Source organism: Pseudovibrio flavus, from assembly GCF_009711345.1.
Taxonomy (GTDB): domain Bacteria; phylum Pseudomonadota; class Alphaproteobacteria; order Rhizobiales; family Stappiaceae; genus Pseudovibrio; species Pseudovibrio flavus.
Map to the genome: position 1 here is coordinate 64,845 of NZ_SMMA01000056.1, position 15,311 is coordinate 80,155.

Annotated in this window: 11 protein-coding genes and 2 tRNA genes; 5 read left to right on the forward strand and 8 right to left on the reverse strand. The window is 51.3% G+C overall.

Going from position 1 to position 15,311, the window contains the following annotated elements:
• Positions 1 to 211: 211 nt before the first annotated feature.
• The 4 genes from tig to E1162_RS05545 form a co-directional block, all read right to left on the reverse strand.
• Positions 212 to 1,558, reverse strand: a complete 1,347-nt coding sequence (gene tig, locus E1162_RS05530; RefSeq protein WP_155128034.1) for a trigger factor — start codon at positions 1,556 to 1,558, stop codon at positions 212 to 214.
• 250 nt (positions 1,559 to 1,808) lie between these two features.
• A tRNA-Leu gene (locus E1162_RS05535) sits at positions 1,809 to 1,891 on the reverse strand.
• A gap of 194 nt (positions 1,892 to 2,085) precedes the next feature.
• On the reverse strand, positions 2,086 to 3,600 hold the full coding sequence (locus E1162_RS05540; protein ID WP_371311819.1) for an NAD(P)H-hydrate dehydratase: 1,515 nt from the start codon (positions 3,598 to 3,600) through the stop codon (positions 2,086 to 2,088).
• A 4-nt stretch (positions 3,601 to 3,604) separates the two neighbouring features.
• Positions 3,605 to 4,015, reverse strand: a complete 411-nt coding sequence (locus E1162_RS05545) for a VOC family protein (RefSeq protein WP_155128037.1) — start codon at positions 4,013 to 4,015, stop codon at positions 3,605 to 3,607.
• 361 nt (positions 4,016 to 4,376) lie between these two features.
• Here E1162_RS05545 and E1162_RS05550 point away from each other — a divergent pair, with 361 nt between their 5' ends.
• From E1162_RS05550 to E1162_RS05560, 3 genes are all read left to right on the forward strand, one after another.
• A complete protein-coding gene (locus E1162_RS05550) occupies positions 4,377 to 4,715 on the forward strand; it encodes a P-II family nitrogen regulator (protein WP_155128041.1) in 339 nt (112 codons plus the stop codon).
• Between the two features lie 105 nt (positions 4,716 to 4,820).
• The gene (gene glnA / locus E1162_RS05555) at positions 4,821 to 6,230 is read left to right on the forward strand and encodes a type I glutamate--ammonia ligase (RefSeq protein WP_155128044.1); all 1,410 of its coding nucleotides are present in this window, start codon (positions 4,821 to 4,823) and stop codon (positions 6,228 to 6,230) included.
• Positions 6,231 to 7,141: 911 nt separating this feature from the next.
• Positions 7,142 to 8,122, forward strand: coding sequence for an ATP-grasp domain-containing protein (locus E1162_RS05560; RefSeq protein ID WP_371311820.1), 981 nt, complete (start codon positions 7,142 to 7,144; stop codon positions 8,120 to 8,122).
• Between the two features lie 153 nt (positions 8,123 to 8,275).
• Here the strand turns inward: E1162_RS05560 and tyrS are convergent, their stop codons facing one another.
• Entirely contained in the window at positions 8,276 to 9,529 is a 1,254-nt protein-coding gene (gene tyrS, locus E1162_RS05565) for a tyrosine--tRNA ligase (protein ID WP_155128047.1), read from the reverse strand.
• Positions 9,530 to 10,115: 586 nt separating this feature from the next.
• On the opposite strand from tyrS, the gene E1162_RS05570 reads away from it, so the two are divergent.
• Positions 10,116 to 10,892: a transporter substrate-binding domain-containing protein gene (locus tag E1162_RS05570; RefSeq protein WP_155128050.1), complete on the forward strand. Its 777-nt coding sequence runs from the start codon at positions 10,116 to 10,118 to the stop codon at positions 10,890 to 10,892.
• 99 nt (positions 10,893 to 10,991) lie between these two features.
• On the opposite strand, the gene E1162_RS05575 is transcribed toward E1162_RS05570, so the two are convergent.
• The 3 genes from E1162_RS05575 to E1162_RS05585 all read right to left on the reverse strand — a co-directional run bounded on the left by E1162_RS05575 (position 10,992) and on the right by E1162_RS05585 (position 14,602).
• A complete protein-coding gene (locus E1162_RS05575) occupies positions 10,992 to 11,729 on the reverse strand; it encodes an RlmE family RNA methyltransferase (protein ID WP_155128053.1) in 738 nt (245 codons plus the stop codon).
• Positions 11,726 to 13,252, reverse strand: coding sequence for a Ppx/GppA phosphatase family protein (locus E1162_RS05580; RefSeq protein ID WP_155128056.1), 1,527 nt, complete (start codon positions 13,250 to 13,252; stop codon positions 11,726 to 11,728). The genes E1162_RS05575 and E1162_RS05580 overlap by 4 nt, the downstream gene beginning before the upstream one ends.
• 297 nt (positions 13,253 to 13,549) lie before the next feature.
• A complete protein-coding gene (locus E1162_RS05585) occupies positions 13,550 to 14,602 on the reverse strand; it encodes a DUF2793 domain-containing protein (protein WP_155128059.1) in 1,053 nt (350 codons plus the stop codon).
• A 304-nt stretch (positions 14,603 to 14,906) separates the two neighbouring features.
• Between E1162_RS05585 and E1162_RS05590 the strand changes: the two genes are divergently transcribed.
• A tRNA-Gln gene (locus tag E1162_RS05590) sits at positions 14,907 to 14,980 on the forward strand.
• The last annotated feature ends 331 nt before the right edge of the window (positions 14,981 to 15,311 follow it).

Consider the following 15,311-nt stretch of genomic DNA (forward strand, 5'->3'; position numbering starts at 1 on the left):
CTAAAAATTCGAGTCGGTTAACCATCAAACCTAAACATAGGCAATGTCGAACCGTTCTTAAAGTCAGAGGCAACACCGTAGACCATTAGAAGTTTAGGCAATGTTGCCGAACTGCCAATTTTTCACGGCTTTAAACGCAAAAGCTCCCCTGAAATGTGGATTCTCCACCACTTTCAGAGGAGCTTTACAGCATTAGATCAATACGAATTGATTATGCTTCGTCTTCTTCGATCTTGAAGAGTTCGTCCTTGGACACTGGCTTATCAGTGATGTTTGCCAGTTCAAGAATGAAGTCCACAACCTTCTCTTCGTAGATTGGTGCGCGAAGGGAAGCCAGAGCCTGCTGGTTGTTCTTGTAGAATTCGAACACCTGCTGTTCCTGACCTGGGAACTGACGAACGCGGTCGTAGAGAGCGCGCTGTACTTCTTCGTCAGAAACCTGAACCTTGTTCTGCTCACCAACTTCAGAAAGAACCAGACCGAGGCGTACGCGACGCTCAGCAATGCGGCGGTATTCCGCTTTTGCTTCTTCTTCGGTGGTTTTTTCGTCTTCGAAAGTTTTGCCGGACTGCTGCATGTCAGCTTCAACCTGCTGCCATACGCCTGCAAATTCGTTCTCTACGAGTTTTTCAGGAAGGTCGAAGGAGTATTCTTCGTCCAGCTTGTCAAGCAGAGCGCGCTTTACTTTCTGACGGGTTACGGAACCGAACTGGCTTTCGATCTGGCCGCGGATGATTTCTTTCAGCTTGTCCAGGGATTCCAGACCGAGCTTGGTTGCGAATTCATCGTCGATTACCAGTTCGCCTGGTGCTGCAACTTCCTTGACAACGATGTCGAAGGTTACTGCTTTACCAGCCAGGTTCTTTGCGCCGTATTCTTCAGGGAAGGTAACGTCGATAACTTTTTCGTCACCAACCTTCATGCCTACGAGCTGCTCTTCGAAGCCAGGGATAAACTGACCGGAACCGAGAACCAGCTGACCATTTTCGTCAGCGCCGCCTTCGAATGGCTCGCCGTCCAGCTTACCGAGGTAAGACATGGTTACGCGGTCGCCGTTCTGAGCTTCAGCACCTTCTTCGCGTGCTTCGAAAGAGCGGTTGGACTCAGCGATCTGCTTGACCTGCTCGTCAACTTCTTCTTCGGAAACTTCTACAATTGGGCGTTCCAGCTCAACCTTGGAGAAGTCGATCAGTTCGAACTCAGGAAGCAGATCGTATGCCATGGTGAAGCACAGATCGGATTCGCCTGCGAGAACTTTTTCTGCATCTTCTTCAGGAAGGTCGATTTCAGGCTGGAGAGCTGGCTTTTCTTTGCGCTCTTCAATGGTCTTGGCTACGGTCTCGTTAATGAGGTTGCCAAGAAGTTCTGCCATTGCCTGACGGCCATAAAGGCGCTTCAGGTGGGCAGCTGGCACCTTGCCCGGGCGGAAACCGTTGATACGTACCTTGGACTTCATGTCATCAAGATATGTATCGAGGCGAGTTGCCAAATCCGACGCCGGAATGACGACCTTAAGTTCGCGCTTCAGGCCTTCGGCCAGGGTTTCTGTTACCTGCATGGTACTTTGCTTCGTCCTTGATCTAGGACGTGTACAATAGCAAATCCCCTAACGAGATTCACTCAGGTTCAAAAACGCCTTGAAATATCAGTGATGGAGAGACACGAAAAGGGCTAGTGATGACTAACCCTGTAAGACCAAACCACCAAAATTATCTTTCAAGCGAACTGAACCTAGACAACGCCCTCAACTTTTCTGGTTTCCCTAAGGGTACGGTGTTGTCGAGTTGCAATCCGTATCACCGGGGGTTTGGTGCGGCTGGAGGGACTCGAACCCCCACGGTCTCCCGCCAGAACCTAAATCTGGTGCGTCTACCAATTTCGCCACAGCCGCAACGTTGGTTGGGTGTTTATTGGCGAGCGGCGTGGAAGTCAACTACCCTTCGCTATGATCATCCACACCTTCACAAAAAATACCCCGAATTTGAGTAGTATCCCCAAGCCTCACAGCCCTAAATTGGTAAAAAAGCGCCCCAGTTATCCACTAGGGCGCCCTTATCGAGATAGTTTTTAACAGGCTCAAGTACCTTAAAGAGGCGCCTCCCCCTCTAAAATCTCATTGATGACGAACGGTAGTTTGGCGATCAAATCTTCTGCAGTAAGGCATATACCGGACATTTCAGCTGCCCGCGCATGAGACCAGACCGCACAAGCAGCTGCTTCGAAGGCATCCATTCCCTGTCCGAGCAATCCGCCACAGATTCCCGCCAGCACATCACCTGAGCCAGCAGTCGCCAACCAAGGCGTTCCGTTATAGTTGATGAGCGCATGACCCTTTGGAGAAGCGATAACGGTATCCGCCCCCTTCAGGACCACCACGGCTCCGCTTCGAATAGCAGCTTCGCGGGCCTTCTCCACCTTGGACAGATTGTCGTCTATCGATAGATCTGGGAAAATTCGGTGAAATTCGCCGCCATGAGGGGTCATAATCACTTGAGCCTTCGATTGATCGATCAACTCGAAAAGCTCAGGCGCACTGTCTTCAAAGCTTGTCAGAGCATCGGCATCCAAAAGAACGCTTTTTGCCAGAGACAAACACAGCGACACATTATGGCGCGTTTTTTCTCCGATACCTGCTGCCGGCCCTATAACCACTGATGAGTATCGAGGATCGGATAGCAGCGCCTCTAACGTCTCGGACTGATTGCACTCAGCGACCATAATAGAACTGAAGTGCGCTGCATGAATCAGCGCCGCTTGCTCTTCTGCGGCCACGGTAACAAGACCAAGTCCAACACGCTGGCCTGCATAGGCCGCTAGACGAGAGGCGCCGGTACGAAAACGCGAACCGCTCATAACGAGCATATGTCCACGCTCAAACTTGTGCCCTGCCCGTTTTGGAACCGGAAACGCGTTTTGCCAAAAGCGAGGGCTATTGAGTTGAATCAGGTCACCAAGCCTTGGAAGCACGCTCGGGCGAATGCCGATATCACAGATCTCCAAGTTCCCTTTCAGCTCTCGGCCGGGGTAGAGATAATGCCCTGGCTTTGCACGAAAGAAAGAAACCGAGATATCCGCATCAATAGCGCAGCCCTGCACTTGCCCTGTCCTACCATCTAGGCCGGAGGGCAGATCTACAGCAACAACACGGGCTAGGCTGTCATTTGTGGCATTGACCCACTGCGCTGCCAGCCCATCCAGTGAACGGGAAAGACCGGCACCGAAGAGCGCATCCACTACGACATCACTTGCATTGAGCGTTTTTAGAAGATCAAGGACATCTTCTGAGGGAATAAGGCCCTGCCCCATCCCCTCAAAGGCAAGCTGTGCGTCTCCGCGCAAATTGGAGGGATCGCCCAGCAGAGCGACCTCGACGCGGTAACCGCGCTGGCGCAAATGTCTGGCGGCAACAAAACCATCACCACCATTATTACCAGGACCTGCCAAAACCAAAATTGTGGAGGTATAGCGCGCAAGACGGCACACCGCTGATGCAACACCGCGGCCAGCCTCTTCCATAAGGCTAATGCCCGGCGTGCCGCTATCAATTGTCAGCTTATCAGCGTGGCCCATTTGCGAAGGGGTTAGCAATTGGAGTTCCACAGACTCACACCTCCATCTGATTAGGAGCAATCACCACATTTTGCGGCTGGGACAATTCGATAAGATTGCCATCAGGGTCGCGAACATAAATAGAAAGAAGCGGTGAGCTTGCCCCTGTTCTATAAACAGGCCCCTCTTCTATGACGACGCGAACCTGCGATAGATGGGAAATCACCTCATTCATATCTTCTATGAGAAAACAAAGGTGCGCCCCGCCTACTGTAGGCGCTGATGCTTTAGGGCTGATGGGGGAATTGGTTTCGTGCAGATTGATTTTTTGCATCCCGAAATGAAGAGCGCGCCGGCCTCCGCCAAACACCACCTCTTCCATCCCAAGAATGTCCCGATAAAACGCAACTGCTGAATCAAGATCGCGTACGGTGAGAACGATATGATCAAGCGAGACAAGTCGCATGCTTCACTCCCGTCGTTCGTGCTGTGTCCACATAAAATAACGTGTCCATTGCTTGAGCTCCACTCATTTTAGGAATTGAAGCTAACGGTAGAATAATGATCATTTGATGAGCTTCGTGCCTACTTTTTAATCATTCGATATTTTTTTCAGCATACGCTTGGGTTTTGAACAGCTAAGAAACTGCCTCTTTTGGAAGCTTTCTAAGAAATTTCAAGGTTGGCACGTTTCCTGCTTATGAACTCGCGACACTGGCATTCGGCAGTCTCTAAGTGCTCCTAATTCGCTACTTGTACGGGCGATGGGAACTGGCATATAGCAGCACTGACAGACACGGCCCAACAATAGAGCTGAGGTGGAGGCAATGAAGAAAATCGAGGCAATCATAAAGCCTTTCAAACTGGATGAGGTAAAGGAAGCCCTTCAGGAAGTTGGTCTTCAGGGAATTACCGTCACCGAAGCTAAAGGGTTTGGGCGCCAGAAAGGCCACACAGAGCTTTATCGCGGCGCGGAGTACGTTGTTGATTTTCTGCCGAAGGTAAAAGTCGAGATCGTTTTGAACGACGACCTGGTGGAAAAGGCAGTGGACGCTATTCGCGACGCAGCACAGACAGGCCGTATTGGTGACGGCAAGATCTTTGTTTCCAATATTGAAGAAGCAATTCGCATCCGCACCGGCGAGACCGGTGAAGAAGCAGTTTAACACCAAAATTAGAACCTATACGCCCGCTTCGATAGCAACCCAACTGAAGCAGGCTTTCAATTTAAACCATGCAGTTCTCTGCTCAAAATTAAGGGGTAGGACGTTATGACAACGGCCAACGAAGTCCTTCAGCTGATCAAAGACAAAGACGTTAAGTTCGTCGACCTGCGCTTTTCCGATCCTCGCGGTAAAATGCAGCACGTTACCATGGACATTTCCCAGGTTAACGAAGACATGTTCGCAGAAGGCGTTGCTTTCGACGGTTCCTCCATCGCTGGCTGGAAAGCAATCAACGAGTCCGACATGATGCTGATGCCAGATCCTGCATCTGCACACGTTGATCCGTTCTTCGCACAGTCCACTCTGGTTCTGATCTGTGACGTTCTGGACCCAGTTTCCGGCGAAGGCTACAACCGCGACCCACGCATGACTGCAAAGCGCGCTGAAGCTTATGTTAAAGCATGTGGCGCTGGCGACACCATCTTCGTTGGCCCAGAAGCTGAATTCTTCATCTTCGACGACGTTCGTTTTGCTGCTGACCCGTACAACACTGGCTTTAAAGTTGACAGCTCCGAACTGCCAACCAACCAGGACACCGAGTACGAATCCGGCAACATGGGTCACCGTCCACGTATGAAGGGTGGTTACTTCCCGGTTCCTCCGATCGACAGCTGCCAGGACATCCGTTCTGAAATGCTTTCCGTGATGACCGAAATGGGCGTTGCTGTTGAGAAGCACCACCACGAAGTGGCTTCTGCTCAGCACGAGCTGGGCGTTAAGTTCCAGCCGCTGACCATGATGGCTGACCACATGCAGATCTATAAGTATGTTGTTCACCAGGTTGCACACGCATACGGCAAGACTGCTACTTTCATGCCTAAGCCAGTATTCGGCGACAACGGTTCTGGCATGCACTGCCACTTCTCCATCTGGGAAGACGGCAAGCCAACCTTCGCTGGCAACCAGTATGCAGACCTTTCCGAAAACGCTCTGTACTTCATCGGTGGTATTTTGAAGCACGCGAAAGCGCTCAACGCCTTCACTAACCCATCCACCAACTCCTACAAGCGCTTGGTACCGGGCTACGAGGCTCCAGTTCTTCTGGCATACTCTTCCCGTAACCGCTCTGCTTCTTGCCGTATTCCGTTCACGTCTTCTCCTAAAGCGAAGCGTGTTGAAGTTCGCTTCCCGGATCCGACTGCAAACCCATACCTGGCATTCACTGCACAGCTGATGGCTGGTCTTGACGGCATCAAGAACAAGATCCACCCAGGCGACGCAATGGACAAGAACCTCTACGATCTTCCAGCGGAAGAACTCGCAGAGATCCCAACCGTTGCAGCATCCCTGCGTGAAGCGCTTGAATCTCTCGACGCAGACCGTGAATTCCTCAAAGCAGGCGGCGTAATGGACGACGATCAGATCGACGCATACATCGCACTGAAGATGGAAGAAAACATGCGCTACGAAATGACTCCACACCCAGTGGAGTACGACATGTACTACTCCGTATAATCGGAGCAGTCATTGCGCTTAAAGAAGCCTCGGACCTTCGGGTCCGGGGCTTTTTTCGTTTCTGCCTGCCAAACGCGCCCTACCTCACCACCGCATACCAATAAGGCTGCAAAATAAGTAGTTTGCCTATTTAGACTGAAGAGTATTTGACATTCGGCTCTACCTACCCCACATTATATTCAGATCTTCACGAAGGAGGTTTACATGGTTCCGCCAGACAGTCCCAAGCCGTCGGAAAGAAAATAGCAAGCAAATGGCTCGGCCACTTGTACCGATGCTTAGTAAAATGACGGCAGCTTCCCTAAAAATTTACTTTACACTCGGCTCTACCTTTATTGGCGATGCTGCCATCGAGCAAAAAACCGCATCGACAGCACTATCATCATAGCCAAAAGGTCCAAAGGGAACCTACGTAAACGGTCGATGTATGCCGTTGACTTCCTGGCCTCTAAAGGCAACCCGAAAGCAAGGATCGAACCTTCCAAAGTCCGCACCTCAGCGCCTGTGAGCGCGCAATGTAATTGCAAGCGGCGAGCGATCCAACCAAGAAGCAAGACCCCGGTTGCCCGTGATGGCGGGACTGGGGTCATTTTTTGCGAAGCCACAAAATAATCTCATAAATACAATTGGCTAGACCAGATCACACAAGCGGAAGACAACGGTGTTGCAGCAAGTTTTTACAGCTATTTAGATAAAGCCGTCGTCAATCCATATTATTGTCGCCAAGTGCTGTTATCCCTTTCCCTTCACAGGTCACTGTTAAAATTTGATGGATTGTAAAACTATAAACAATCCATTGAGGTTTTCTTCTTGCGTTTTGAGCAGAATATGGATAACCGACCACGCTTTCACCTCGTGATAATAACAAACTCAGCCTGAAGGCCAGGCGTAATTTGAGGATACAATAAGTCGTGAAGGGCTGGATTATCTACCGCAGCGATGCTACCCAGCTGCGCCCTGAGGCCTATGAGATCAACCGTTTGATCGAACAGGCAAAACTTGAAGGTATTGAGCTGGAGGTTTTCCGTCCAGACCAGTTCGACCTTATCGTTACCCGTGAAGACGAGCGCAGTATCCTTGTTAACTCGGAAAAGCGCAGCCTGCCGGATTTCGTTATTCCGCGCATGGGCGCTGGCACCACTTACTTTACGCTGGCAATTTTGCGTCAGATGGAGCGTCTCGGCATTCATATTGTGAACAGCCCGAACAGCATCGATCTGGTTAAAGACAAGTTGTACTCCCAGCAGGTATTGGCGCAGAACAACCTGCCGGTTCCAAAAACCATGCTGGTGAAGTTCCCTGTCAATGCTGATCTGGTTGAGAACGACCTTGGCTTCCCTGTTGTTGTGAAGACCCTTTCCGGCTCTCAGGGCAGCGGTGTTTTCCTTGCTGAAAACCGCCGCACCTTTGAAGACCTGATGCAGCTGATCGAGGCAACCAACAAAAACGCCAACATCATCCTGCAGGAATTTGTCAGCCAGAGCCGCGGCACCGACCTTCGCGTATTCACCCTTGGTGGCCGTGCTATCGCGTGCTTCAAGCGCACCAACAATCAGGGTGGCTTCAAGGCAAACTTCTCTGCTGGCGGCTCTGTAGAGCCATATGAAATCACCCCAGAGATCGAGTGGCTGGCTACACAGACTTCCAAGATCCTCAATCTGGATATGGCTGGTATCGACCTTCTGTTCGATAACGACCACTTCAAGATTTGCGAAGCAAACTCTTCTCCGGGCTTTGAAGGTCTGGAAAAAGCAAACGACATTAACGTTGCTAAAGAGATCTTCCATTACCTGCGCGTTCGCCTTGGCATGTTTGATCAGCAACAGGGCAAGAAAGTCACCCCTGCCGCTGCATCCAAAGCTGCGACTGCGAAAGTTATCTCCAAAGAGTAATCGCCAAGCAGCGAGCACTTATAGGGATAATCAATTTAAGCCTCTGCTTCGCGCGGGGGCTTTTTTGTAGGCGCGCCTTGGCGCTTTTCATAAAAGAAAAGCCCCGCCAAATGGCGAGGCCTTCTAATTTGGATTACCGATAGAAGCTGAAGCTTATACTGGTTTAACCAGAACGTGTTTCTTTTTGCCCAGAGACAGCTTGATAACGCCGTCCTCAGTCACATCATCCATAGAGACTGCGAAAGTGTGGCTCTGAACTGCCTTGTCGTTCACACGAACAGCACCACCCTGTACGTTACGACGAGCTTCGCCGTTAGAGCTGCACAGACCAACGGTCACGAACAGGCTGAGAATGCCAATACCGGTTTCCAGCTCGGTCGCAGAGACCTGAACAGTTGGCAGACCTGCAGCATTAGCACCTTCCTCAAATGCCTTACGAGCAGTCTCGGCAGCCGCTTCCGCAGCCTCACGGCCGTGCATGAGAGCAGTTGCTTCCGTTGCCAGCACTTTCTTCGCTTCGTTGATTTCAGCGCCTTCCAAAGCCGCAAGACGAGCAATCTCATCCATAGGCAGGATGGTGAAGAGCTTCAGGAACTTCTCAACGTCAGCATCTTCTGTGTTACGCCAGAACTGCCAGTAGTCGTATGGGCTAAGCATGTCTTCGTTCAGCCAGATAGCGCCAGCTGCAGTCTTGCCCATTTTCATGCCGGATGCGGTAGTCAGCAGCGGCGTGGTGAGAGCGAAGAACTCTTTTTCCACCATGCGGCGACCAAGGTCTACGCCGGACAGGATGTTGGACCACTGATCAGAACCACCCATCTGTAGACGGCAACCAGTACGGTTGTAGATCTCTACGAAGTCGTAGCCCTGAAGCAGCATGTAGTTGAATTCAAGGAAGGACAGATGCTGCTCACGCTCCAGACGCAGGCGAACACTGTCACGCTGGATCATCTGGTTTACGGAGAAGTAGCGACCAACATCACGCAGGAAGTCCATGTAGTTGATTTTCATCAACCACTCGGCGTTATCCATCATGATTGCCTTGTTACCGTCCACACCGAAGCTGAGGAACTTTTCAAAGACCTTTTTGATTCCGGCCTTGTTTTCCTCGATGATTTCTTCGGTCAGTACCTTACGGCTTTCATCCTTACCGGTCGGATCGCCAACACGGGTAGTACCGCCGCCCATAAGCACGATTGGACGGTGACCGGACTGCTGAAGCCAGTAGAGCATCATGATCTGAACGAGCGAGCCCACATGCAGGGAAGTCGCGGTACAGTCAAAGCCGATATAGGCAGTGACCATTTCTTCTGCGCAGAGCTCGTCTAGCCCTTGAGCATTGGAAAGCTGGTGGATGAACCCTCGCTCTTGGAGGATACGCATGAAGTCAGATTTATATGCGCTCATAGTCTGCCTGTTCAAATCCAAAAAGCTCGCCATCGGTGCGAGCTGACAAAGTTTGGAGTTTTCTATAGCGCATGTAGGCCAGCGTTTCATCCCGTTTTCCAAAGTAAACGGGGGACTGCAGTTGCAAGCAGCCACATGAAACGCCCCACGACGCCTGCCCTATGACAGCCAAAAGGTGAATGAGAGCTCTGTCAGCAGACAATCAGGTTTTGGAAAACCGTCGGAAACCAGCATGCAATTTGCCGGATCAGTTGTTATTTCACCGGATCAGGCGGCGGTTTTTCTTCACCTACTTTGAATCACCGCAGATAAGCTTTTTGCTCCAAATACATAAGATTACGTTTCTATACTTATTTTTGGAAGTATATCCACAACACTACGGCAATATACCGAATTGTTTATTTAACGGGTATTTTCGTGATATCCGTCATAGTGACGGTACATTACATCTATTGGCGGGGAAAATGACGATATATCAGGATTTCATCCGTCTATTCTATTGAAATATCACTGCATCGGCGCAGATTTACTCCAAATTCTGCAGGCAACCGACAAAACGCCTGCTTTCTTATTGGGAATTAGAAGAATGAAAAAGACACTTCTGGCAGGCGTCGCTGTTGCAATGTCTCTGATGGCCGGTACAGCTGGCGCAGAAGAATGGAAAAAAGTCCGCATCGCGGTTGAAGCCTCCTACCCTCCGTTTGCTTACACCACTGCTGATGGCAAGCTGGTTGGCTTTGAAATCGATCTGGGCAACGCAATGTGCGATGCTATGAAGATCGAATGTGAATGGCACTCTGTAGACTGGGACGGCCTGATCCCGGGTCTGATCGCAAACAAGTACGATGCGATCATGGCATCCATGTCCATCACCCCAGAGCGTAAAGAGCACATCGGCTTTTCTGCAAAGTACTACAACTCCCCTCCAGGCGTTGCAGTTGCTAAGGACTCCGGCATCACCGAGTACACCGCAGACTCCATGGAAGGTAAGCTCATCGGCGCACAGTCCGGCACCATCCACTCTCTGTTTGCAGAAGAAGTGTTCAACAAGTCTGACGTAAACCTCTATCCCACTGCAGATGAGTACAAGCTGGACTTGGAAAGCGGCCGTGTGGATGCGGTTGTGGACGACGTCATTGTTCTGACCGACTGGCTGAAGAGTGAAGACGGCAACTGCTGCAAGCTGCTGGGCACCATGACACCGGATCCAAAGATCCACGGCGAAGGCGTTGGCGTTGGCGTACGTAAGGGCGACACCGACCTAGCAGATATCTTCTCCAAGTCCGTTGAAGTTATTCGCGGTAACGGCGTTTACAAAGAAATCAACGACAAGTATTTCGAGTTTGACGTTTACGGCGGCTAATCAAGCGCCACAACGCATTGAACATACAAAAACCCCGCCAGAAATGGCGGGGTTTTCTTTTATATATGGCCGTTTGAAGAACAAAGCTTTTAAGCGCTCTTATTCCTCATCGTCATAGGCGTATGGATCATCGTTGACAGAAGAACCACGGAAGCCTTTTGCCAGAATGTACATCTCTGGGCTTTCTTTACGGCTTGCCGGTGGCTTGATGTGCGCTACAGACTTGAACTCTTTTTTCAGCTCTGCAAGCAACTTGTTCTCTGCACCGCCTGCAAACACCTTGGAGAGGAAAATCCCGTCCGGCTTAAGGTTGCGGCGGGCAAAGTCGATTGCCACTTCAAACAGATATGTAGTGCGCAGGTGGTCTGTCTGGCGATGACCTGTGGTTGGCGCTGCCATGTCGGACATCACCAAGTCAGGCTTATGGCCACCCAAGGCTGCCATCAGCATTTCTGGCGCGTCATCGTCCAAAAAGTCTTTCTGCAACAGCACAACGCCCGGAATTGGCTCCACTTCCAGATAGTCGATACCAACGACCATTGGATCTTCATCACTGGAGCCAACCATAGGGACAGTTACCTGACACCAGCCGCCAGGGGCCGCGCCAAGATCAACCACGCGCATGCCCGGCTTGATGATGTTGTGCTTTTCGTTGATTTCAATCAGCTTATAGGCTGCACGCGAGCGATACCCGTCAATCTTGGAACGACGGACATACGGATCGTTCAATTGGCGCTGCAACCACAAAGTTGAGGCGTTGGAACGCTTACGGGCTGTTTTAACCCGCTCGAACATTCCACGGTCACCACGACCACGGCCACTTGTATTGCCGCTCATTTATTTTCCTTTCCAGCGTCTCTCCACTTGCGAGAAGCGGGGCTCCGCCAAACCTTATCGGCAGCCATCATTTCCATCAGAATACCTTCCCGAAGGCCACGATCAGCCACACGCAAACGCTCACATGGCCAACGCCGACGGATTGCTTCCAAAATGGCGCATCCAGCCAACACCAAATCAGCGCGATCTTCTCCGATACACGGATTTTCGACACGCTCCTGATAGGACATTGCGAGCATTTTCTGGATCATCTCATGAACGTCGCTATCTTGTAGCCAAGCACCGTCTACGCGGCGCCTGTCATAGCGCTTCAGTCCAAGATGAACCCCTGCAATGGTTGTTACCGTTCCGGAAGTGCCAAGCATGTGGACGTTTCCGGACTGCATTGCCTGAGCAAGCTCGTTCGCCATTGGGAAGGCATCAAGCTCTCTTGCCACATCCTGTACCATGTCCTCGAAAACAGCGGAAGAAACATTTTTCCCACCATGCCGTTCTGCAAGGTTCACAACGCCTACAGGAAGCGAAATCCATGTGCGCACAAAGCGAGTGAGCGCATATCCGCGCGCACCGTATCGATTGCGGAGGTCCAGCCAGACGATCTCGGAGGATCCGCCGCCAATATCAAATAGCAGCACGCCCTCTGCTTTTGGATCCACCAGAGACACACACCCAGCAACAGCAAGGCGTGCCTCTGACTCCTGCGAAACGATTTCCAAAGACAGGCCAGCCTGCTTTTTAACCATCTCGATAAATTCGCGGCCATTTTCAGCAGCGCGGCAGGCTTCTGTTGCGATCAATCGTTGCCGCTGCACACCGCGCTCTTCCAGTTTGGCACGGCAAACTTTCAGCGCCTCAATGGCGCGGCCCATGGCAGCATCAGAAAGGCGACCGGTTTTGCCAATCCCCTCACCCAGCCTTACGATGCGAGAATAAGCATCGATTACGCGGAAGCCACGCTGCTCAGGGCGGGCAATTAACAAGCGGCAATTGTTGGTACCAAGGTCAAGCGCCGCATAGAGCTGCGTTTGCTCTGGCGCACGATCGCGCCTTTGCAAAGGCCCACGCCGTGCGCGCGGGTCTCTATTGCGCTGAACAGCAGGCCACTTTTCGCCACGAACAAAACCACCCTCGTCCTGAACTTCTTCAAAAGCAGGACGGCCATGAACATTTCGGCGCGCCACTTTTGCAGAGGCGTCAAACCCTTCCTGCGCTTTGGCCAGATAATCGCCATCGGCATGTCGTTTAGGGGTATTGCCCTTTAGTTTTGCAGGATAACTTTTTGCCGGAGAACCGGCTACAGCACTGCGTTCTTCCGCAGCCGGTTTTGGCGCTGCTGGGAATTGTACGTCGACGGCCGTACCGCCCTGCCGGATTTCCACGACAGGTTTGGACGTGCTCTGTCTGGCTAAAGCCCGCCGCTCAGCCCTATTTGGCTTATTGCGACGGCTCTTCTTCTGCCGTTTCGCACCCTCTGGACGCGCATTTCCCGCCTCAAGAGCCTTTTGGCCCGAAGCGACTGACAAGCTTAGGTTTTCTTCCCTTACAGGGGCCTGGTTCGCCTGCCCTTTCTTGTGTCGTCTCCGCCGTCTTTTAGAGGAGGAGCGAGGTCCTGCGCTACCGGGTGCGCCTGATCCTGCGAAGTAGGACCCATCACCCGTCTTTTTCAATTACAATGCCTTAGTCAGGCAACCGCCTATAGCGATGCCATTGGTCTATAAAGTTGCCTTTATAGTAACAGCTTATACAAAAACGGCAATGGCAGGCCCAACCCCATACATGCAAATTACAATTGCTACAGGTTAGACCCGCCAACGCAAATGTTAGCTTGTTGGCGCTGCCGGTTTGAAATAGTGAAGCGCAAGGCGAATTTTACCACCGGAAAAGGCGCCGCCATTGGCTGTAAACTGGATGGGCGTATCGGAATAAACAGTCATGGCGCTTGCTAACCCGTCATTTACCGAGCCCTGCGCCCCGCCCAACCCATTGGCGAACTTTTGAGGCTCTGCCGCGGTTCCGTAGCTCCAGGACGAAGCTCCTGTTATCGTCTGCAAAACGCGGGTTGTCACCGCAAAGACAACGCTTCGCGCAGGCAAAACAATGGAACTAGAAAAACTACCCCCTAGTGGATTGAGTTCCTCCTCCACCGTTACCCAACGACTTTCCGCACCATTTTCGCTCCTACTCAGCACTGTTTCGTTTTGCTGGAAACTGACAGCGCCTGTCACACCATCAATGCGCATGGCCTCGCGAAAAGTGGAACCGTCCGCAGATACCTTTAGCGATACACCATCGTCACCTAGAAGACCGAGGAGCGCTTTTGTAACCCAGTTACTGAGCAGCGCTACCCCTGCCTCATTTCCGCTCGCAGCTTTATTCACACGAAGCAAAGCACTGCCGCTGCCAGAAGGATCATGGGTAATAGCGGTATTGTTGCTTGAGACGATGAGCTTTTGATCCGGAGATGGAGCTGCCCCCACTCCAAGGCTTTGCAGTGAACCTTCGGAAAGCTCACTAGCAGAAACCAGATCACTGAGGCTGGAAAGCTCACGCCAAAGCGCACCATCATAGATCAGGTAGGTGCCTTCATCCTTCACCCAAACAAGCCAACCCGCTTGAGGATCAAAAAACTGCCAGTGACCTGCGAGGAACACTGCGATTTTATTAGACTGCTGGGCAAAGCTCCCCGCGCCCGTTTGAGGAACCAGATATCGCTCAGCCTCGAAAGGACTAGCGGGTGGCGAAGAACTAACGCGGGACTTAACCGCCAGATGGGCTAGAGCATCTAACGCACAAAGCGCTTCGTTCATGGTGACGTGCTTTTGAGCCTGCGCACTTGCCAGTATCGGCAAATTCAAGAAGGGAGTTGATGTCATGTTTCGATATCGCCCTGAAACTGTGAATGAAACTTCCCATCAACTGTGAGGCATTGGATTAGGAAGGGCATAAACAGAGCGGCGCTCGGTGGAAAAACAGCGCATCTATTACGTATTTACCCGTCAAATCCGACAGTTAACGTGCTAAATATTCACAGAACCGGTTGTTTGCGCCTTAATTCCAAGAGATTATTCAAAAAACAGAAAATCATGCGTTGACATTAGGGCACCAGAACTCTAGAAGCCCTTTCACCGGACGGGTTGAGACAAACGCTCCCTGCTTCGGCGACCATATAGGTTCTACTGGGGATTAGTTTAATGGTAGAACAGCGGACTCTGACTCCGTCGGTCCTGGTTCGAGTCCAGGATCCCCAGCCATTCTTTCCAAATAAATGACTGCTTGAACCTATAACCTCCTTCGGGAGGACTGCTTTTCCCGTGTTCCGCTCACTCATTTTGCCAGTGGCTTTGTTGCGGCGGCGCAACCACACCAAACACCCATAAACTACTTATAAATAACGAGTTTTATTCACAGAGCCGCCTTTCTAACAGCGATTTTCACAAAAATCGGGAAAACCTTTCAGATGGTCAGTTGACATCGAAAGCATCCAACACTAGAACGCCTTTCAACGGACGGGTTGAGCCAAACACTCCCCGCTTCGACAGCCTACATAGGTTATACTGGGGATTAGTTTAATGGTAGAACGAC